Raw genomic sequence first — 19,017 nt, 5'->3', positions numbered from 1 at the left:
CATGTCCTTCCCCCTCTCGCGACTGGCGCGCTTCGAACTGCGCAGGTTCCGCGGACCCCTGCCGACCATCGCCCTGGTGTTCGTGCTCTGCGTGCCGCTGCTCTACGCCGCCATCTACCTGAGCGCCAACTGGGACCCCTACGGTCGCCTGGGCAACCTGCCGGTGGCCGTGGTCAACCAGGACCGGCCCACGACGGTCACCACCCAGACCGAGTCGGGGACGACCACCGAGACCATTCACGCCGGGTCGGACTTCGTCACCGAACTGCAGAAGCAGGCGACGTTCCGGTTCGTGCCCACCACGGCGGACGAGGCCGAGTCCGGTCTGCGGGAAGGTCGCTACTACCTCACGATCGTGGTTCCCCCCGACTTCTCGACCAACCTGGTCAGCGGGCAGACCGACAGCCCCGAGCGTGCCCACATCGTCATGCACCGCAACGACGCCAACGGCTTCGTCATCGGGTCGATCACCGACAAGGCCCGCGGGTCGGTCACCGAGGCAGTCAATTCATCGGCCATCGAGGCTTACTTCCGCGCCGTCTTCACCAACCTGCAGACCCTGCGTGCCGGCATGGTCGAGGCTCAGCAGGGCGCCAGCCAATTGGCCGCGGGGTTGGACGACGCCAAGGCCGGTTCCGCCAAGCTGGCCACCGGCGCGTCGCAGGCCGAGGCCGGCGCTGGCCAGCTGGCCACCGGGGCCGACTCGCTCAACACGGGCCTGGCCAAGGCCAAGCAGGGGTCGTCCCAACTGGTGACGGGGCTCGACCAGCTGAACACCGGCGCCGGGCAACTGACCAGTGGGGCCAACCAGGTGGCGGCCGGTACCCAGCAACTGCGCGACACCGTGGTGCCGCCGCTGACCACCGTGCGCGACACCTGGCCGAAGGTGAAGGACGACGCCACCACCATCGCCGATGACGCCGCCGCCATCACGCAGGTGGCCGCGGGAGGAAGCTCGTCGATCGCGGCCGACGTGACTCAGGCCAACGCCCTGCTCGACCAAGTCGAGGCCGACAACCCGGCCCTGAAGGACGATCCTCGCTGGCAGCAACTGCGCACCGCCACCACCAACGCCAAGACCCGCACCGGCGAGATTGCCACGAAGGCGGGCGCCGTCAACACCCGGGCACAACAGGTCAAGAAGGCGGTCGACAACTCCGACCAGCTGAGCGCCAAGGTGAACACGGCCATCACCGACGTCAACCGGCTCAACGACGGGGCCCACCAGGTCGCCACTGGTGCGACCCAGCTGCAGACCAGCATCAAGCAGGCCGACACCGGCGCCCGCAGCCTCGACCAGGGGCTGGGCACGGCCTCGTCCGGTGCCAGCCAGGTGGCCCAGGGTGCCCACACGCTGCAGACCGGTCTGGGGCAGCTGTCGACAGGGGCGACCCAGCTCGACCAGGGTCTGGGCAAACTGCAGTCCGGTGCGCACCAGTTGGCGACCGGGCTCGAGGCGGGCGTCAAGCGCATCCCGGTGCTCTCGTCCAGCCAGCAGAACGAGGCCGTGCAGGTGCTCTCGGAGCCCGCCCAGGTCGACATGACCGTCGAGAACCCGGCGACCTACTACGGACGAGGCCTCGCCCCGATGTTCTTTTCGATCGCCATGTGGGTGTTCGGCATCTCGGTGTTCCTGGTGGTGCGCGCCATCACCGGACGAGCGCTGGCCGGGCGCGCGTCGTCGCTCAGGGTGGCGGTGACGGCCTGGCTGCCGATCGGCGTCATCGCGGCGGCCGGGTCACTGCTGATGCTCGGGGTGGTGTGGCTCGGGCTCGGCCTCGACCCGGTGCACCCGGCATTGACGGTGCTGCTCACGGTGCTCGGTGCCTTGGCGTGGTCGCTGGTGGCCCACCTGCTGCGGACGGCCATGGGCACGCCCGGATCGAGCGCGCTGCTGGTGTTGCTGATCCTGCAGTTGGTGGGCGCCGAGGGCCTCTATCCGAAGGAGATCCTGCCGCCGTTCTTCGCAGCGATCAGCCCGTGGCTGCCCATGACCTACCTGATCGACGCCTATCGGGTGGTGATCTCCGGTGGGCTGATGGGTCACCTCGGACGAGACCTGGCCATTCTCGCCGCGTTCTCGGTGGTCAACCTGGGGTTGTTGTGGCTCGTGGTCAGCAGGCGGCGGACGCTGCGGATGAAGGACCTGCATCCGCCGCTGATGACTCCCTGACGGGTGGTCAGTTCTGGTTGCGCAGGTAGCCGTACTTGCGCTCCCACAGCTCACCGGCGTGGGTGAGATCGTGCCCGTGCTCGTACGGTTTCGGCAGGGTCGCGCTGTCGGGGGTGTGCGTGTACGGGTCGCTGAGGGCGTAGGGACGACCGATGGCGTCGGGCAGTGAGTCGGCGATGCCGTGGTCGAAGCGCTCCTGCGCTGCCGTCAGCGGATCGTCGCCGGCGTAGTAGCGACGCACCTGGGTGTCATTGGCGCGGGCAGTGACGGCGGCCGGATCGTCGCCATTGCGTTCGGCGACGTAGTTGACGGTCGACTGGCTGACGCCGGCGGCGTCGTAGGTGACCGCCGGCTGGCCCGAGTTCATCGCCGCGACGGCCGCGTGTCGTCCGCCCAGGGAGTGCCCCGTGTAGGCGACCTGGTCGCCGTTGGGGCTCTTCTCGATGGCATCCGAGATGGCGAGCACCCGCTGGGTCTGGGGCGAGACCGTCGCGCCACCGACCGCGTCCTCGATGATGTCGGGCCCGGCGGACTTGTCGCTGCCGGCGGTCGTGCCGGCGAAGGCGACGACATAGCCGCCCTCGGGGGTCTTGAAGACCTCGGCCTCGAGACCCTGGTCATCCTTGAGCATGTCGCGCGTGAGACCCAGGGACGCGAGGTCGGCATCGGTGGCGCGGGAGTACCCGGGCGGCAAGGGTTTGCTGGGGTCTCCGATGGCCTCGTTGACCGTGACCAGATCGCCGTCGCGGGCCTGCGGGTCGGCGCCCATCGCCTGGTCACCGTACGACCCACGCTGGGGGGCATCGGACGAGGTGCCCGGATCCGACTGCCCGCGCAGCAGGGCCGCAGCCCGCTCGGCCCGGGTGCCGGTCTCGGCGATCTGGCCGAGCGTCGTGTTCATGGTGTCGAGGTGGGTGCGGACGAAGACCGAGATCTGCTGCAGCTTCTGCCCGACCTTGCGCACCGCCCAGGCGACGAACTTGTCGAAGGCAGCCTTCAGCACGGCCTCGACATTCTCCTTGGCGCCGTCGACGGCACCATGGAAGCCGCCGGAGATCATGCCTCCGAGGCCGCCCTTGCTGAAGCCCTTGACCGCACCCTTGAAGCCGCCGGAGATGCCTCCGCTGACGGCCGCTCCGGCGAGCACCCAGACGCCAGCCGCGATGATCAGACCCAGATTGCGCAGGATGACGAACGCGTAGGCGCACAGTTCGGAGGCCAGATCCGAGGCGAGCTTGATGACCCCGTGCTTGGAATCGGCCAGTTGCCCGGCCAGCACCAGATGTCGCTCGGCATCGCTCGCGAGCACGCCCGCGACGCCACCGGTGGCTCGTCCGACGGACTGGATGCGGGTCGAGAAGGAGTCGAAGGCCTGGCCCTGCCAGATCTGGCCCACGGCCGAGCCGCAACCGGCGACGTTGGCCTCCTGGGCGGCGACGTCGCGCGCGGCCTGCATCAGCGCGCGCACATGACCGCCGATCTGCGACGTGTCACCGGTCAGGTCTTCGAAGGTCTCATGCACCTTGGCCAGCGCGTCCACGATCCATGTGAAGATGCTGCTCGGCAACTTGTCGGCCACCCACTGGGCGGTGTCGATGGTCTGGTCGATGACCGTGTCGATGCCGACGGCGGCGGCGCCGCGGACGTCACCGGTGAAGCTGGCCTGCTGGTTGTCACCGAGCAGGGCGACGGCCTGGTTGATCTGCGAGGTGGTGGCACCACTGGCCACGACGGCAACCGACATCAGAAGAGCCTCCGACCGATGCTGCGCATCACCAGGTCGATGTGGTCGCGCTCCACGTTCTGGTAGCAGGTACCGGTCGCCTCGAGCCCTTCCGAGGTGGCGCCGAAGAGCTCCGACAGGGCGGCGATCAGGTCGTTGTGCTGCTGGGTGGTCTGCGGCTCGGTGGTCTGGGCGGAACTGCCGACCAGCTTGCCGTACATGCCCGGGTCCGGCTCGGGCACGGTCGTGCCCGACAGGGTCGACTGGGCGTCCTGCAGGGGTGTGTTGGAGCGCAACAACGCGAAGGCGTCGATGCGGAAGTCGGTGACCATGGGGGACTCCTGGGGTGGACGGATCAGGTGGCGGGAAGGTCGATGCGAGCGCAGGCGGCGCGGTAGGCGGCCATCACATGGTCGTCCAGTGACGAGTGATCGCGCAGCGCCTCGGTCGAGGCGGTGGCGTCGATGATCACCTCGAGGGTGTTGACGGTGATCGTGACCCCGCCCGAGCTGGCGGAGAACGACGGGGGTTCTGCCTGCGCGACGGCGTTGCGCGCCGTCATCTCGGCCAGCTCGCGTTCCTGCAGGGCCCGAATCTGGGCGGCGACGACCTCCTGCTCGGGAGCGCGGGGGCGGTCGGACGGGCGCACTCCCGGTGGGCCGGGCGCCTCGGTGGGCACGACCAGGTCGGGCCGCTCCCACAGGGCCTGGGTGTAGGCCTCACCGAAGAAGTGGTTCCAGCGCTCCGGGGTGGTGGGCATGGGAGGGAAGTCGACCGCCACGAGTTGCCCTCGGGCGTTGACGGTGACGGTGGCCCCCTCATTGGTCGCCGTCGCGGTCTCGGAGGCGGCGGCGTCGAGGCGGGAGGCCTCGTCCAGGAAGGCTTGGGCGGTGCGCTCGAGCCGGGACAGCGCGTCCTCGTGTGCGGACCGGTGGGGGGAACTCATGGAGCGACCTTAGGCCCACGGCGGTTCAGGTGCGTGGGAGAGTGGCGTCATGCAGACAGACACCCCCACGCGCCCTCAGCGCCGCATCGGACAGTTCTCGGTCTCGGCCATTGGTCTGGGCGCCATGCCCCTGTCGTTCAAGGATCCCCTGCCGTCGGACGAGCAGTCCGACGCCACCATTCATGCGGCCCTGGACGCCGGCATCACCCTGGTCGACACCGCCGACATCTACGCCCCGAGCTGGGACACCATGGGCCACAACGAGCAGCGCGTGGCCCGGGCACTGTCGTCATGGTCGGGCGATCGCGACTCGATCGTGGTGGCCACCAAGGGTGGTATCACGCGTAGCCAGGGCAACGTCTGGGGGCGCAATGGCTCACCGGAGTATCTGCGTCAGGCGGTGGAGAACTCCCTGCGCAACCTCGGGGTCGACGTGATCGACCTCTACTACTGGCACCGCCCCGATCGCCACCGTCTGTACGCCGACTGCGTGCAGGTGTTCGCCGACCTGAAGGCCGAGGGCAAGATCAAGGAGATCGGCATCTCGAACGCCAACGTCGAAGAGATCGAGGTGGCCCTCGAGGTGTTGGGCGAGGGCGGGCTCGCGGCGGTGCAGAACGAGTTCTCGCTCAGGTTCCACCACACCTCGATGAACGAACTGCGCTTCTGCGCCGAGCACGACATCGCCTTCCTGCCCTGGTCGCCGTTGGGCGGCTCGGGGGGCGCCAAGGAGGTCGGGGGAGCGTTCCCCGTCGTCCGTCAGATCGCGGACGAGCGCGGCGTCAGCCCGCAGCAGGTGGTGCTCGCGTGGCAGCTGTCGCTGGCCGAGCAGGTGATCCCCATTCCGGGGGCCTCTCGCCCGGAGTCGATCGTCGACTCCGCCGAGGCGATGACGCTGGAGCTGACGGCCGACGAACTCGAGCGCCTGCACCTCTGAGTCGACCGTCGGAACCTGCTGCAGCCCCTCCCCGCAAACCGGCACCAAAACATGCGGCCCTCAGGAAGATTCCTGCGGGTGGCACCGTTTCCTAGGAGTGTGCGGGGAGTACTTCACTCTTGACTTATATAAGGCAGTGGTGAAGTATGAGGGTGTGCACGCGCTCGACGTCCTGGGCGATCCCGTCCGCAGGCGGATCCTCGAACTGCTGGCCGAGGGGGAGGCCCCGGCCGGCGACGTTGCCGCGCGCATTGCCGATGAGTTCGGCATCTCCCAGCCGGCGGTGAGCCAACACCTGCGGGTGCTGCGCGAGAACGGCTTCGCCCGGGTTCGTCCGCAGGGGAGCAGGCGGTTGTACAGCGTCGACCCCGAGGGTCCCCGCGAGGCCAGCGCGTGGCTCGGCATCTTCGATCGGCTGTGGCTGCCGTCGCTGGCAGCCCTCGACACGGAACTCGCGCGCGGCCGCCGGGCCGCTCGCACCCCACCACAGGAGTGACCATGGACGTCCAGGAACAGATTGGTGCCGTCACCCGCGCGTGGCGCCGCGAGGAACGCGACGGCGAGACCGTGCACGTGCAGACCCTCAGCCAGCTGTACCCCTCGCCGCTCGACGACGTGTGGGACGCGGTGACCACCTCCGAGCGGATCCCGCGGTGGTTCCTGCCGATCACCGGTGACCTCGAGGTCGGCGGTCGCTACCAGTTCGAGGGCAACGCGGGGGGAGAGGTGCTCGAGTGCGAGCCCCCGGCCGACGGACGAGCCCGGTACCTGGTCACTTGGGAGATGGGTGGCGTCACCTGGGTCACCGTGCGCCTGCTGGCGGAGGGGGACTCGTCCACCCGGTTCGAGCTCGAGCACGTCGCCAAGGAGGCCGACGTGCCCGCCGAGATGTCGGCCATGTTCGGGCCGGGCGCCACAGGCGTGGGCTGGGACGGGGGCCTGCTCGGGCTGTGGCTGCACTTGACTCGCTCCGGCGGGTCGATGTCGCCGGCCGACCTGGCCGCCTGGGTGGCCACGGACGAGGGCAAGGCCTTCTACCGTGGGGCAGCCGACGCGTGGGCGCAGGCCTCGATCGAGGCGGGCACGCCCGAGGAGCAGGCGCGGCAGCAGGCCGACGCCACCTACGGCTTCTACACCGGTGCCTGACGAACCTGGTTCACCGCAGCTGGTTCACCGCAGCTGGTTCACCGCAGCTGGTTCATGAGCCCGGCCACCCGGTCGATCATCGGAACCCCGGCATTTGCCAGCCCCGTTACCGTGGTGCTGGTCCGCGGGTCGTGACGGCTGACGGCACCCACCCCATGGTCGCCGCCCGACAGGATCAGGTCTCCGTCGGCGTGCCACACGCCTCGTCCGTAGTCATTCTCGCCCTCGGGGTGGCTGACGATCTCGGTGGCGAGGGCCGTGTGGTGCGCGTCGAGCAGCCGGCCGCCGGTCAGGGCGAGCCACAACGCGTGCAGGTCGGCGACGGTGGAGTAGGCGCCACCGTCGCCGGAGCCCAGCACGGGTAGCTGGAAGACGTTGGTGCGGCCGTCGTCCAGGTAGCCGGTGGCGGTGCCGGGTGGCAGGCGGTCGGTGCGGAAGAAGCCGGACCACGCCATGCCCGCGGGCCGGAAGACGCGCACGTCCACCAACTGCTCGAAGGGGGTGCCGGCAGCGCGCTCGGCCAGGAGGGCGAGCACGACGAAGCCACCGTTGCTGTAGGAGAAGGCGGTGCCGGCGGCGAACTTGGTGGGGTGGCCGTCCAGCACCCGCAGGTAGGCCGGGGTGGAGTCGAGCTCCTGCACGGGCACCGGCATCGGCGCCAGGGCGTCGACGTCCTCGTCGAGGTAGTCGCCGATCCCCGAGGTGTGGGTCAGCAGGTGGTCGACGGTGACGTCGTCGGCCACCAGGGGCAGGTCGTCGGCCAGGAGCTCGCGGGCCCGCGTGTCGAGGCGGAGACGACCCTCCGACACCAACGACAGCACCGTCAGCGCGGTGAACGTCTTCGTGCCGCTGGCCAGACCGAACCGGGTGGCGAGGGTGTTCGGCACCCCCGCCGTCCGGTCGGCCTCACCCACGGCCCACTCCGCGATGACGTCTTCTCCGCGTCGGACACTCAGCACCCCGACGAAGCCCTCGAGATCGGGCACAAGTTCCCCCATGGAGGAACGCTACCTCGCGCTCAGTACAGCTTCGACCAGTCGCGCTGCTGCCAGGCCAGCACGGCCATGATCTGCACCATGGCGGCGTTCTCGATCACTTCGGAGCGGGTCGGGTCGTCGTTGGGGAAGTAGAACAGGCCCGAGCTCGCATCGCGGCGGTTCGCCCACGCCCAACTGGCGTACTCGCCCATGCGACGGTGAGCGTCGACCTTGCCCGTCACCGACGCCAGCAGCAACAGGTTCTTGAAGTAGATCGAGTTGAAGAACGGCGGCTGCTTCTCCAGCGCTCCGTTGGCGTAGAAGGCCGCGGCGGCATCGGCGATCCGCTGGGCCTCCACCACGTACTTCTTGTCGCGAGTGGCCAGGTAAAGCAGCGTGTTCACGCCGATCGGCACACCCTGGTTGTAGCTCCAGATGGTGCGGTCAATGTCGCCGGAGAGCTTGATGTTGTCGTGGTAGAGCCCGTCGGGACGCTGCAGGGTGGCGTTCGTCCACTCGTACATCTTCAGCGACCACTCGAGGTAGCGGGCCTCGCCGGTGATCAGGTGCAGGCGCAGGCCCAGTTCGGCCCCGGGCATGTTCGACACGGTGTTGCGGTCGGTGCTCCACGGCGCCTGGGTCCAGAACACACCGCCCGGTGCCGGATGGGTCGGATCGGTGTCCCATCCGCTGACCACGAGCTCGAAGATCGCCTTGGCCTCGTCGAGGTCGGAGGGTGCGCCGCCGAGCATGAGGTGACGCTGCACGTCGATCAGGCCGACCCACTCGTTGTCGTCGTAGAAGAAGTCCCCGCCCCAACCCCACGGGTCCATGGGGTAGGAGGCATGCCCGGGCAGTCCGGTGGATCCGGCCTTGCTCCAGTAGCGGGACTGGCCGATCGCTGCGTCGGCGAGGGCGCCGTCGAACCGGCTGCCCGCGCCGACCATGCCGGTCAGGTCGAGGGCGGCGCCGTGCACCTGCGAGAACGGCCACTCGTAGGAGTACGGATTGTCGTTGTCGGGCTCGTAGGGGAATCGCTCCCGAACGAGGTGGCTGCCGTCGTCGGTGGCGAAGTGGCGTTGCAGTGACTCCCAGGACTGGGCGGCGCGCTGGCCCCAGACCGGGCCCGGGACGACTCTCTGCGCGCGGGCGGTGAGTGGGGTGGCGGCGAGCCCCGCGGCTGCGAGGCCGAGGGCACCCGCAGCCTTGGCGAAGCTGCGACGGCTGGTGCGCTTGGAGGTGGCGGTGTGGTGCGGGGTGGGGGGCAGCTCGGACGAGCTGGTGCCTGCGGTCACGCGAATCTCCCTTGATCGTCGTGTGGTGGATCAGTCGTGCTTGGCATGTTCATCCAAACCGTGGACTAATCGCGGCGTCAAGCAGTTCGGCGAAAGTTTCTACCCCTCAAGCGGTGCGTACGAGCCGCGGGCGAGCTGCCACTCCCGCGCCCAGTCGGGGGAGGGGCGCTCGGACGACCAGCCGCTCGGGTGGGCCGTGGCACCGGCGGCGAGGGCGCGGGTCAGGTCGTCGAGATGCACCTGCCAGCCGGCCGCATGCTCGTGCACCTCCTCGAGGGGGAGACCGCGGTCCTCGATGACCAGGCGGGCGCCGTCGCCCTCGGACGAGATCCACAACTCCAGTTGCATGGTCAGCTCGCCGGCCTGTTCGGTGAGCAGCAGGTGACGGGGTGCCTCGCAGGCGTCGACGCGGAAGGTGCCGGTGTAACTGCTGGTGAACGTGATCTCGACGAGGCCGCCGAGGCGCACGTCGCCATCGACCTGCGCGATCCAGCGCTCGAGTCGCTCCGGATCGGTGCAGGCCTGCCAGAGGTCGTCGGGGCTGGTGTCGTAGTGGTCCTCGGCCCGGACCATGGCCAGGGCGTCGTCCGATCGATGCATGGTGGCGGTGCTCATGACGGTGTCTTCTTTCCTCGGGTGATTTCGGTGTGCAGGGCGTCGAGGCGGTGCTGCCACAGGTCGCGGTAGCGCTCGAGCCAGTGGTCGAGTTCGGCGAGCGGCTCGGGTCGCAGGCTGTAGATGCGGTGCTGGCCTTCGTTGCGCACCTCGACCAGACCCGCCTCCCGCAGCACGCGCAGGTGGCGTGAGACGCCGGGGCGAGCGATGGGCAGTTGCTCGGCCAGTTGCCCCACGGTGGCGGGTTGGCGCCGCAGCGACTCGATCATCGTGCGGCGACTCCCGTCGGCCAAGGCGTGCAGAACGTCGTCCATGCACACCAATGTACCCATCTGGTTACGTACCCGCAAGGGTACGCATCGGTTCGTCTATTTTTTCGTACAAACGACCCATTGTTGGGCGGGGCGGGTGCAGACTGCTGCCATGAGCACACCCATCACCCAACTCATGGCCTTCACCATCGACACGCCCGATGCCGCCAAGTCCGCCACGTTCTACGCCGAACTGACCGGGGGAGAGGTGACCGGCAACTATCCCGAGTACGGCGTCGCATCGGCCGCGGTCTTCGGCCAGACGTTCAACTTCCAGGGGGTCGCCGACTACACCCGCCCTGAGTGGCCCGACCAGGCGCACCCGCAGCAGTTCCACCTCGACTTCCGAGTGGACGATCTGGACGCCGCCGTGGCCCACGCCACCTCACTGGGCGCGACGGAAGCCGAGCACCAGCCCGCGGCCGAACTGGGCGGCAGCTGGCGGGTCATGCTTGACCCGGACGGTCATCCTTTCTGCCTGTGCCCGCCCAGCTGACGCACACGTCAGGAGCGGACGTGCATCCGCTCGCCCTGAGGGCCGAAGATCGCCAGCACCTCGGTGATCGTCGGGCCGGGATTGCCGACCCAGTGCGGGGTGCGGGTGTCGAACTCGACCACTTCGCCCGGCCCCAGCGTCATGTCGCTGGGGCCAAGGATGAGTCGGACCAACCCGCTGAGCACGTAGAGCCACTCGTAGCCCTCGTGAGTCCGTAGCGGCGGGGTCGGGTCGTTCTCGACCGGCATCAGGATCTTGTAGGACTGCAGCCCGCCCGGCCGACGGGTCAGGGAGATGAAGGTGCGACCGTGCCTCACGACCGGCTTCGAGCGGATTCGCGGGTCCCCGGTCTCGGGCGCATCGACGAGCTCGTCGAGGGCGACCCGGTGGGCCCGGGCGAGGGGCAGCAGCAGTTCGAGCGTCGGCTTGCGCTGGCCCGACTCCAACCGCGACAAGGTGCTCAACGAGATACCCGTCTCCTCGGCCAGGTCGGTCAGGGTTGCCTCGCGCTCGAGCCGGAGTTGGCGCAGCCGCGGCCCGACTCCGCGCAGCACGTCGTTGTCGTCCATGGACAACAGTTTGCCATTACAGCAAGAATGTTTGTCAATACGGCAGAGGCGGTCCACCATGGGTGACATGAGCGATGACCTGAACTATGACGTGGTGGTGGTTGGTGGCGGAGCGGCCGGCCTGAGTGGTGCGATGGCCCTGGGCCGGTCGCGGCGGTCGGTACTGGTGATCGACGCCGGCGAGCCCCGCAACGCCCCCGCCGACCATGCCCACAACTACCTCGGCCGGGAAGGCGTCAGCCCTCGTGCGCTGGTGGAGATCGGTCGCGAAGAGGTGGCCCGGTACGGCGTCGAGGTGCGGGCCGACCGTGTGGTCGGGCTGTCCGGCGAGGCGGGCTCGTTCGCGGTCACCACGGAGCGCGGGCGACGCGTCAGCGCGCGACGGATCCTCGTGGCCGGCGGTGCCGTCGACGAGCTGCCCGACGTTCCCGGCCTCGCCGCCCGCTGGGGCAAGGACGCGCTGCACTGCCCCTACTGCCATGGCTGGGAGGTCCGCGACCAGCGACTCGTCATCCTCGGCACGACTCCGATGGCTGGCCACCACGGCCTGCTCTTCGGCCAGCTCTCCGACGACGTGACGCTCGTCGTCTTCGACGGCGTCGAGCTGCCCGAGGCCGAGCTGGAGAAGATGAGCGCGATCGGGGTGCAGATCGCCGTCGGGACGCCGCAGGAGGTGGTGACCGACGGCGACGCGCTGGTCGGGCTGCGATGGCAGGACGGGTCGGTGCTCGAGTGCGACGCGATCGTGGTCGCCTCGAAGGTGCATGCCCGCGCCGACTACCTCGCGCCGCTGGGCATCGAGCCGAAGCCCTTCGAGATGAACGGCATCCCCTTCGGCTCGGTCATCCCGGTCGAGCCGACCGGGGCGACGTCCGTGCCCGGCATCTTCGCCGCCGGCAACATCACCGACGTGGCGATGATCCTGATCGCCGCCGCCGCCCACGGCGTACGGGTCGGCGCCTGGATCAATGCCGAGCTCGCCGGGGAGGAAGCCGCGGCCGCCGTCGCCGACAAGCGCGCCCAGATCGCCGAGCAGACCAGCCGGGAGGGCGCTACTCCGACTGACCCGCCGAGCTGACGAGGGCGTAGGCCTCGTCCAACTTGCCCCACTCGTCGTTGTCGGGCCCGTCGTGCACCAAGGCCAGCGGGCCCGTGTAGTTCGCCTCGTTCAGCACGGTCAGGCACGCACGGAAGTCGTCGGCGTCGATCTCGCCGGCGGCATTCGTGGTGACCTTCGCCTGACAGGTCTCGGCCCGCGGAGCCACGGCGGCGAGCTCGGCGTACTTGCCCGGCCCCTTCCAGTTGCCCAGATCGATCAGGAAACCGACACGCCCCTCGGTGCGATCGAGCAGCCCGTTCACCGAGGCGGCGTCGGGCAGGAGCGCCAGCCAGTTCTCCGTGACGATCCTTGTGTCGCCGTGGCGATCGGCGAGTCGGACGAGACCCGCGGCGCTGGCGGCCAGGGTCGTCGGGCTCGGCAGTTGTTGACCCGCACAGACGCGGGTACGGGTGGCGCCGAGTCGTTCGGCGATGGTCACCCAGCCCGAGATCCAGTCGACCTGGGCGTCGGCTTCGGTCGGGTGGGCGGGGTCACCGTCGTCGATGAGGAACGCCTCGAGCTCGACGCCTGCCTCGGCGAAGGCCGCCCGGAGTTCGTCCACGTAGGAGTCGTCGAGTCGGGGCAGATAGAAGTGACACAGCTGAGCGGTGGCGAAGCCGTGGTCCGCCAGTGCGGCGGGGAGCTCGAGCAGATCGAGCCCCCCGCCACCACCCTCGGTCAGGCTCCTGTTCAGCGGCATCGAACCTGGGGCGACGAAACGCCCCATGGTGCGAAACAGCGACCAGGTGTGCACGGACTTCGCGGGCTTAGGGCTCATTCACCCAACCTAGGGCGACAAGCGGTGAAGGTCACGGGGGAACAGGGTGACCTCTCGAATGTTGGTCGCGCGCACCAGCCGGCCCACCCACCGCTCCAGCCCGATGGCGAACCCACCGTGGGGTGGCATGCCGTGGCGGAAGGCCTGCAGGTAGGCGGTGTAGGGCCCGGGCCGGTCGGGGACGACCGACTCGCCGCGCCTGGCCAGCGCTGCGAGGTAGTCGGGGTACCGATGCAGCCGTTGGCCGCCCGTCACCAGCTCCATGCCGCGGAACAGCAGGTCGAAGCTGTTGCTCCACCGCTCGTCATCGGGCTGCGGATGGGTGTAGAACGGCCGCTTGGCCATCGGGTATCCCTCGACCGCGAGCAGGTCGCTGCCGAACCGTTCCAGTGCCCACTCGCCCAGGGCTCGCTCGTGTTCGGGTGCCAGGTCGGGTTCGTCCTCATGTGCGCCCACGATGTCGAGGGCCTGCCGGAAGTGGATGACCGGAATATCGTCGGGAATGACGGGCAGGGTCACGTTGAGTCCGGCGACCGCTGCGGACGCCCGGGATCGGACTGCCTCAACCATGCCGGCGAGCACGGTTCTGAGCACCGCCAACACGTCGCGATGGTCGTCGATGAAGCCGAGTTCGACGTCGAGGGAGACGTACTCGGCCAGATGGCGCACGGTGTCGTGCGGTTCGGCGCGGAAGACCGGCCCCACCTCGTAGACGCGCTCGAAGACCCCCACGAGTTGCTGCTTGTAGAACTGAGGGCTCTGCGCGAGGTAGGCGGGTCGTCCGAAGTAGTCGACCTCGAACACGCCGGCACCCGATTCGGTGGCCGATTCCACGAGCTTCGGGGTGTGCACCTCGGTGAAGCCCTCGGAGTCGAGCGTCTGCCGGAAGCCGGCGAGGCTGGCGGCGGCGAGTTCCCAGCGGGCGCGCTGGGTGGGGTGTCGCCAGGTCACCGCGGCGTGGTCGAGCAGGGTCGGCAACGCCGTGGTCAACGCCGGACGCCACAGCTCGACGGGGGGAGTGGCCGCCGGTTCGGTCAGCAAGCGGACGACCGGGCTCGTGATCTCGACACCGCCGGGAGCCTGCGGGTTCGGGGTGGCGACGCCGGTCACCTCCACGGTGGTCTCCTCGGGCGGAAGCCCGCCCTCGGGCAGTTCGGACGACCCGAACACGGCCTGGGCCAGCCCGGTGCGGTCGCGCAGCACGAGAAAGCTGACGGCCGACAGTGATCGTCGACGGTGCACGTGGCCGAGCAGGCGGACGGGGGAGCCGCGCTCGGCGAGGGCGAGGTCGCGGGCACGGGTGCGTGGTGGTCTCATCATTCCTCCAAGTGGCGAAGCCCTGGAGGTGTGGGCGGGGGCAAAGTCGCGGTGCCACCACACCTTCGCCGACGTGACGCCGGCCTCTCGTCGGTTCGCCGTACGCGCGGGGGTCGTTGGTCCGGAGAGATCCGGGCGGAGGGTTGTCAGGCCTCACGACCGCCAGGGTCAAAGCTACGGGGCATCGGACGAGGGCCGCCAGCGAGTTTGTGAAACGAGGTAGGTGGCGAGCACGGCGACGGTCGCCACGGCCGCGGCGATGCCCACGAGCCACGAGATCGGACCCGACACGAGTCTGCCGTAGCAGATCCAGCCCAGCCCCCAGGCCATGGCGCCCCCGATTCCGGGTGCGGCTGCCATGGCTCGGGCGTACACGACGGCCAGCACCGTTGCGGCTGCGAGCACGGCGACCGCGACGCCTTCGGCAGCCCGGCCGAGGGTGACACCGGAGCCGACGCCGGCAGCCGCAACATTGGCGCACGTCGCCACAGTGACCCACCCCAGATACAGGCCGAAGGTGCCGTCGAGCAGGAACTCCTCGGTCATCCTGCGGGGGCGCGACCCGGCCAGCCGCACCATGGCCAGGCCCAGGGTGGCTGCGAGCAGGGCGATGTCGACCACACTCGCCCACAACCATCCGGCCTGAGTCAGACCCAGCCATGCCCCGTTGAGAATCATCGAGATGGCCGGTAGCCATCCAAGGCGGTCGGCACGCGAGGATCGTTGGCCGTCGGGCGTCCATCGCCACACCACGAAGGCGGCCAGTAGCAGGTAGATGGGAGTCCAGATCAGGAACGCCGGCGACCCGGGTGCCAGCAGGGTCGCGTCGGCCGCCAGCGCACCACCTGCGGTGTCCTCGACCGGGCTGCCGACCCATCCCAGTCCCCACAGGGTGCCGACGAGCATGATGGCCAGCGCTGCCGTGTCGGCGATTCTCCGAGTCATGCGGTCAGCCTAGACCCAACATTGAACAAACCCTGAACACCCTCGAAGGTGGGCGCTTTGTGGCGAGTGCGGTCCCACGAGACGGCCAGACAGGTGTTGCGGGCGCGCGGGCAGACGACCCAGGCAGGGTTCACGGCCGAGTGGATCCCGACCGGCTGGCTGAGACATCACCCGATTCTGCTGTCGCCCACCATCGGCCGGAAATGGAGCGCACATGCATCAATGACGAGCACCGGTTGGTCTACAAGGTGGTGGCTGACGAGGTGCGGGTTGCGGCCTGCAGGTACCACTACGAGGCCTGAATCACGCGCCTGAGCCGTTGTCCGATAAGCGACATTATGTCACTTCCTGTCGGCGAGTTGCATCAGATGGATCACCGCCGCCGCGGACCTGACCCACTCCCCGTTCAGCTCCGCCGAATCTTGGCCTGACCCGCTGCAGAGATGCAGGGCGCGTGCGGCACCATCGAGCACGCCCGAGCCATGGCCCGGCAAGGGATCGAACCGCAACGCACCCTCGTCGAGCTGGGCACGATGGACGCCGAGGCTGCCGAGATCCGGTGGCTGCAGGCCCACCGCACCCTGCTCGACGATCCACCCGGCTGACCAGCCCGCCGCCGATACCTCAGACGCCGATGCGTCCGTCGATGGACTCCCGGATCAGGTCGGCCTGCCCGAGATGACGGCCGTACTCCTGCACCAGGTGCAGCAGGATCCACCGCAACGAGCAGGGCTCACCGTGGGGCGAGTGGCGGGCGTGCTGGTCGAGGGTGTCGGCCTCGGCCACCGCGTGCTCCGTCAGGGCCCGGGACTCGTCCAACCGCGCCAGCCACTGCTCCACCGTGTCGTCGTCGGTGAGCTGGAAGGTCCAGCCATCGGCCTCCCCGGACGGACGCATTGCCCAGGCGGGGCTCCCTGACTCGCCCAGGAAGACGTCGTGCAGCCAGACCCACTCCACGAGGGCCGCGTGCTTCAGCAGGCCACCGAGGGTGAGCGTGCTGGGCGGGTGCTGCTGTCGGTGCTGACCCGGCAGCAGCCCCGAGCACTTCCAGCGCAGGGTGTCGCGCTGAAAGGCGAGCAACTGCATCAGCGTCGTGCGTTCGTCCGCCGAGTACGGGGTGCGGGCTCGTTGCGACGGGTCGTCGAGGGCACTCATTCCCCCACCGTAGGTGCCCTGATGGCCGAGGGCTCGGGGATCTTGCACCACTTCCTCCCATGGGCGCCCGCCTCTGCGAGGCTGGGAGGACCCGGTCGTCTCGCACCCGAGGCGCGGGCCGACAAGGAGAGCCCCATGGACGAGAACCAGCAGAAAATCCACGACCTGATCGACGGCATCCGGTTCGCGATGCTCACCACCCTTGACGGTGACCGGCTGGTCAGTCGGCCGATGACCCCCTTGCGCATCGAGCACGACCTGACCGTGTTGTTCATCACCCAGCGCCACACCGACGTCGCCGCCCAGGCCGACGGCCACCGCGTCAACCTAGGGTTCTCAGACGGCGGCACCTTCGTCTCGCTCAGCGGCACCGCCCAACTGCGCGACGACGCGGAGCTGAAGAAGCAGCTGTGGGGGCCCGCCACCGACGCCTTCACCGACGGCGGTCCTGAGAATCCCGACAACGTGGTGCTGGCCGTCTCGGCCGACTCGGCCAGCTACTGGGACTCCGCCCCCACCCCCGTCTTCGTGTGGGAAGTGATCAAGGGAGCGGTCACCGGTGACAAGCCCGCCGGCGGCGACCACGGGACCGTCGAGGTCTGAACCGCCTCTCGGGCCTGCGTGCGCTGCCCGAACGGCGTGATCGATGAGGACGACGACGGATGAGGGGAACTCCATGACCCAGCCCGAGGTGATCGTGGTCGGGGCCGGACTGGCCGGACTGGCCTGCGCGCGGGAACTGCGCGCGCAGGGCGTCGAGGCGCTGGTGCTCGAGGCCTCCGACAGGGTGGGCGGCCGGGTGGCCACCGACGCCGTCGACGGCTTCCTGGTCGACCGTGGCTTCCAGGTGCTCAACCCCGCGTACCCGCACCTGCGCCGGACCAAGGTGCTGCGGTCGCTGAACCTGCGGCCCTTCCCCCGCGCGGTGCGGGTGCGCCGCGGCGAACGGCTCGACGAGGTGGTCGACCCCTCGCGGCATCCGCGGGCGGTGGCCGCCGACCTGCGCACCGGGCTGGTCTCACCCCGCGACCTCCGCGTACTCGCCGTCGTGGCCCAGGTGGGCGGCTACGACCGATCCCGGCGCGAGGCCTTCGACCGGGCAGGGTTCGCCGGACCGCTGCGGAACAGCGTGGTTGACCCGTTCCTGGCCGGGGTGGTCTGCGAGGACGACGGCTCGACCTCGGCCAGGTTCACGATCTGGCTCGGGGGCATGTTCGCCGCAGGTACCCCGGGCCTGCCCGAGGGCGGCATGCAAGCACTACCGACAGCGCTCGCGGCGGGCCTGGACGTGCGGCTCGGGCACCGTGTCACCGGGATCGACTCCGACCGCGGGGTCGTCTCCACCGATCGCGGCGAGTTCCGGCCCCAGCAGGTGGTCGTTGCTGCCGGGCCCGCGGCCACCAGCGACCTGACGGACTCGGCCGTGGTGCCGACCCATCCGACCACCACCTGGTGGTTCGCCACCGACCGGGCGCCCTGCGACAGTGCCGCCATCCACGTCGACGGCGACCGCGGTGGCCCGATCGTGACCACGAGCGTGGTCAGTCACGCCGCCCCCGACTACGCCCCGGCGGGCCAGCACCTGGTCGCGTGCCTGACCTTGGCCGACGGCGAGCTCGACGAGCAGGTCGTCCGCGACCACGCCGCGCACGTCTACGGGGTCGACACCGAGGGCTGGCGCACGCTGGCCCGGCACCACGTGCCGCAGACCCTGCCCGCCGTCCCCCCGGGCAGCTTCCCTGGGGCACGCCTCAGCCGACACGGTCGCGTGGTGGCCTGCGGCGACCAGTTCGGAAACGCCTCCATCGACGGCGCCCTGTCGTCGGGACGGGCGGCGGCCGAGGCCGTGCTCCACGCACGTTCCTGAGGTGCGATCCGATCCGCCGACTGAGTCCGCGTGGCTGCGTTCGGGTGGCTGCGTTCGGGTGCCTGCCGCCGACGATCGAACGGGGCTCGGCGGCGTCACTCGTTGCGCGATGGCTGCCGACCGGCGTACAGGTCACGGATCAGCGCGGCCTCGGCCGCGTGGTGGGTGAACTCGTCGAGGGTGTGCAGCACCAACGCACGTCGGGGCTCCTCGGAGTGGGGGCCGCCGACCGGTCCGATCGCGGCATCGAGGTCAATGGCTTCGTCGCGCACCAACGCCAGGAAGGCTGCGCAGGCGGCGGCGACGTTCGCCACGGCCGTCGCCGCGGAGTCGGCAGGCGCGATCGCCGGGGCACTGCCGGCCTCGGCACCCAGCCACGCCCAGTTGCGCTCACCCGCCACCGCGTCGACGATGTGGTCGAGCCTCCAGCGCAGGGTGACCTCGTCAGCCCCCGGGATGGGCTGCCACGCCCACTCGTGGTCGGTCAGCCCAGACAGACGGTCGGCGAGGCGGTCGTTGACGGCCTCCACGGCCCCGTCGATCTCGGCTTGCTCGTAGGTCATGGGGTCCTCTCGATGTGACCGGTGTCAGTCGTCCAGCCGGGGGGGGGGGGGGGGGAACTCCCCCCCCTTTTTCCCCAACCGCCCAAGCCCCGAAGACCCTTTTCC

Annotated in this window: 23 protein-coding genes; 10 read left to right on the top strand and 13 right to left on the bottom strand. The window is 69.6% G+C overall.

Going from position 1 to position 19,017, the window contains the following annotated elements:
• The first annotated feature begins 1 nt into the window (after nucleotide 1).
• Nucleotides 2–2,173 (top strand): YhgE/Pip family protein, encoded by a 2,172-nt coding sequence (locus ACSDQ9_RS01420; RefSeq protein ID WP_435142812.1) that lies wholly within the window; start codon nucleotides 2–4, stop codon nucleotides 2,171–2,173.
• A 7-nt stretch (nucleotides 2,174–2,180) separates the two neighbouring features.
• Here ACSDQ9_RS01420 and ACSDQ9_RS01415 read toward each other — a convergent pair whose 3' ends face one another.
• Genes ACSDQ9_RS01415 through ACSDQ9_RS01405 form a run of 3 tightly spaced genes read right to left on the bottom strand, consistent with a single transcriptional unit; the run spans nucleotide 2,181 to nucleotide 4,842 of the window.
• Nucleotides 2,181–3,917, bottom strand: coding sequence for a hypothetical protein (locus ACSDQ9_RS01415; RefSeq protein WP_435142811.1), 1,737 nt, complete (start codon nucleotides 3,915–3,917; stop codon nucleotides 2,181–2,183).
• Nucleotides 3,917–4,228: a hypothetical protein gene (locus ACSDQ9_RS01410; protein ID WP_435142809.1), complete on the bottom strand. Its 312-nt coding sequence runs from the start codon at nucleotides 4,226–4,228 to the stop codon at nucleotides 3,917–3,919. Before ACSDQ9_RS01410 ends, ACSDQ9_RS01415 begins: the two co-directional genes overlap by 1 nt.
• A gap of 23 nt (nucleotides 4,229–4,251) precedes the next feature.
• Complete coding sequence (locus tag ACSDQ9_RS01405; protein ID WP_435142808.1) at nucleotides 4,252–4,842, bottom strand: hypothetical protein; 591 nt, start codon at nucleotides 4,840–4,842, stop codon at nucleotides 4,252–4,254.
• A 49-nt stretch (nucleotides 4,843–4,891) separates the two neighbouring features.
• On the opposite strand from ACSDQ9_RS01405, the gene ACSDQ9_RS01400 reads away from it, so the two are divergent.
• The 3 genes from ACSDQ9_RS01400 to ACSDQ9_RS01390 all read left to right on the top strand — a co-directional run bounded on the left by ACSDQ9_RS01400 (nucleotide 4,892) and on the right by ACSDQ9_RS01390 (nucleotide 6,925).
• Nucleotides 4,892–5,779, top strand: coding sequence for an aldo/keto reductase (locus ACSDQ9_RS01400; protein ID WP_435142807.1), 888 nt, complete (start codon nucleotides 4,892–4,894; stop codon nucleotides 5,777–5,779).
• A 139-nt stretch (nucleotides 5,780–5,918) separates the two neighbouring features.
• On the top strand, nucleotides 5,919–6,275 hold the full coding sequence (locus tag ACSDQ9_RS01395) for an ArsR/SmtB family transcription factor (RefSeq protein WP_435142805.1): 357 nt from the start codon (nucleotides 5,919–5,921) through the stop codon (nucleotides 6,273–6,275).
• A gap of 2 nt (nucleotides 6,276–6,277) precedes the next feature.
• Nucleotides 6,278–6,925 carry an SRPBCC domain-containing protein gene (locus ACSDQ9_RS01390; protein ID WP_435142803.1) on the top strand — a complete coding sequence of 216 codons (648 nt, stop codon included), beginning with the start codon at nucleotides 6,278–6,280 and terminating at the stop codon, nucleotides 6,923–6,925.
• A 38-nt stretch (nucleotides 6,926–6,963) separates the two neighbouring features.
• Here ACSDQ9_RS01390 and ACSDQ9_RS01385 read toward each other — a convergent pair whose 3' ends face one another.
• The 4 genes from ACSDQ9_RS01385 to ACSDQ9_RS01370 form a co-directional block, all read right to left on the bottom strand.
• Nucleotides 6,964–7,923, bottom strand: coding sequence for a serine hydrolase domain-containing protein (locus ACSDQ9_RS01385; protein ID WP_435142801.1), 960 nt, complete (start codon nucleotides 7,921–7,923; stop codon nucleotides 6,964–6,966).
• A gap of 20 nt (nucleotides 7,924–7,943) precedes the next feature.
• On the bottom strand, nucleotides 7,944–9,197 hold the full coding sequence (locus tag ACSDQ9_RS01380; RefSeq protein WP_435142800.1) for a glycoside hydrolase family 76 protein: 1,254 nt from the start codon (nucleotides 9,195–9,197) through the stop codon (nucleotides 7,944–7,946).
• A 99-nt stretch (nucleotides 9,198–9,296) separates the two neighbouring features.
• A complete protein-coding gene (locus ACSDQ9_RS01375; RefSeq protein ID WP_435142798.1) occupies nucleotides 9,297–9,812 on the bottom strand; it encodes an SRPBCC domain-containing protein in 516 nt (171 codons plus the stop codon).
• Complete coding sequence (locus ACSDQ9_RS01370) at nucleotides 9,809–10,126, bottom strand: ArsR/SmtB family transcription factor (protein WP_435142796.1); 318 nt, start codon at nucleotides 10,124–10,126, stop codon at nucleotides 9,809–9,811. Before ACSDQ9_RS01370 ends, ACSDQ9_RS01375 begins: the two co-directional genes overlap by 4 nt.
• A 109-nt stretch (nucleotides 10,127–10,235) precedes the next feature.
• Between ACSDQ9_RS01370 and ACSDQ9_RS01365 the strand changes: the two genes are divergently transcribed.
• The gene (locus tag ACSDQ9_RS01365; RefSeq protein WP_435142794.1) at nucleotides 10,236–10,619 is read left to right on the top strand and encodes a VOC family protein; all 384 of its coding nucleotides are present in this window, start codon (nucleotides 10,236–10,238) and stop codon (nucleotides 10,617–10,619) included.
• 8 nt (nucleotides 10,620–10,627) lie between these two features.
• Here ACSDQ9_RS01365 and ACSDQ9_RS01360 read toward each other — a convergent pair whose 3' ends face one another.
• On the bottom strand, nucleotides 10,628–11,188 hold the full coding sequence (locus tag ACSDQ9_RS01360) for a helix-turn-helix domain-containing protein (protein WP_435142792.1): 561 nt from the start codon (nucleotides 11,186–11,188) through the stop codon (nucleotides 10,628–10,630).
• Between the two features lie 67 nt (nucleotides 11,189–11,255).
• Here ACSDQ9_RS01360 and ACSDQ9_RS01355 point away from each other — a divergent pair, with 67 nt between their 5' ends.
• Entirely contained in the window at nucleotides 11,256–12,266 is a 1,011-nt protein-coding gene (locus ACSDQ9_RS01355; RefSeq protein WP_435142790.1) for an NAD(P)/FAD-dependent oxidoreductase, read from the top strand.
• Here ACSDQ9_RS01355 and ACSDQ9_RS01350 read toward each other — a convergent pair.
• From ACSDQ9_RS01350 to ACSDQ9_RS01340, 3 genes are all read right to left on the bottom strand, one after another.
• Nucleotides 12,241–13,065 carry a sugar phosphate isomerase/epimerase family protein gene (locus ACSDQ9_RS01350; protein ID WP_435142789.1) on the bottom strand — a complete coding sequence of 275 codons (825 nt, stop codon included), beginning with the start codon at nucleotides 13,063–13,065 and terminating at the stop codon, nucleotides 12,241–12,243. The two genes, ACSDQ9_RS01355 and ACSDQ9_RS01350, sit on opposite strands and share 26 nt — an antisense overlap.
• A gap of 9 nt (nucleotides 13,066–13,074) precedes the next feature.
• Nucleotides 13,075–14,382 carry an aspartate--tRNA(Asn) ligase gene (aspS, locus tag ACSDQ9_RS01345; protein WP_435142788.1) on the bottom strand — a complete coding sequence of 436 codons (1,308 nt, stop codon included), beginning with the start codon at nucleotides 14,380–14,382 and terminating at the stop codon, nucleotides 13,075–13,077.
• A 174-nt stretch (nucleotides 14,383–14,556) separates the two neighbouring features.
• Nucleotides 14,557–15,327, bottom strand: coding sequence for a hypothetical protein (locus ACSDQ9_RS01340; RefSeq protein WP_435142786.1), 771 nt, complete (start codon nucleotides 15,325–15,327; stop codon nucleotides 14,557–14,559).
• A 203-nt stretch (nucleotides 15,328–15,530) separates the two neighbouring features.
• Here ACSDQ9_RS01340 and ACSDQ9_RS01335 point away from each other — a divergent pair, with 203 nt between their 5' ends.
• On the top strand, nucleotides 15,531–15,629 hold the full coding sequence (locus tag ACSDQ9_RS01335; protein WP_435142784.1) for a type II toxin-antitoxin system YoeB family toxin: 99 nt from the start codon (nucleotides 15,531–15,533) through the stop codon (nucleotides 15,627–15,629).
• Nucleotides 15,630–15,770: 141 nt separating this feature from the next.
• Nucleotides 15,771–15,932, top strand: a complete 162-nt coding sequence (locus ACSDQ9_RS01330) for a hypothetical protein (RefSeq protein ID WP_435142782.1) — start codon at nucleotides 15,771–15,773, stop codon at nucleotides 15,930–15,932.
• A gap of 19 nt (nucleotides 15,933–15,951) precedes the next feature.
• Here the strand turns inward: ACSDQ9_RS01330 and ACSDQ9_RS01325 are convergent, their stop codons facing one another.
• Nucleotides 15,952–16,482 carry a DinB family protein gene (locus tag ACSDQ9_RS01325; protein WP_435142781.1) on the bottom strand — a complete coding sequence of 177 codons (531 nt, stop codon included), beginning with the start codon at nucleotides 16,480–16,482 and terminating at the stop codon, nucleotides 15,952–15,954.
• 135 nt (nucleotides 16,483–16,617) lie between these two features.
• Here ACSDQ9_RS01325 and ACSDQ9_RS01320 point away from each other — a divergent pair, with 135 nt between their 5' ends.
• On the top strand, nucleotides 16,618–17,085 hold the full coding sequence (locus ACSDQ9_RS01320; RefSeq protein ID WP_435142779.1) for a pyridoxamine 5'-phosphate oxidase family protein: 468 nt from the start codon (nucleotides 16,618–16,620) through the stop codon (nucleotides 17,083–17,085).
• Between the two features lie 73 nt (nucleotides 17,086–17,158).
• Nucleotides 17,159–18,349 carry an NAD(P)/FAD-dependent oxidoreductase gene (locus ACSDQ9_RS01315; protein ID WP_435142777.1) on the top strand — a complete coding sequence of 397 codons (1,191 nt, stop codon included), beginning with the start codon at nucleotides 17,159–17,161 and terminating at the stop codon, nucleotides 18,347–18,349.
• Nucleotides 18,350–18,444: 95 nt separating this feature from the next.
• Here ACSDQ9_RS01315 and ACSDQ9_RS01310 read toward each other — a convergent pair whose 3' ends face one another.
• Nucleotides 18,445–18,912, bottom strand: coding sequence for a DinB family protein (locus ACSDQ9_RS01310; protein WP_435142775.1), 468 nt, complete (start codon nucleotides 18,910–18,912; stop codon nucleotides 18,445–18,447).
• Nucleotides 18,913–19,017: the final 105 nt, after the last annotated feature.

This window comes from Aestuariimicrobium soli, assembly GCF_051192575.1.
Taxonomy (GTDB): Bacteria; Actinomycetota; Actinomycetes; order Propionibacteriales; family Propionibacteriaceae; genus Aestuariimicrobium; species Aestuariimicrobium soli.
This window is presented reverse-complemented; position numbering and strand designations above follow the sequence as displayed.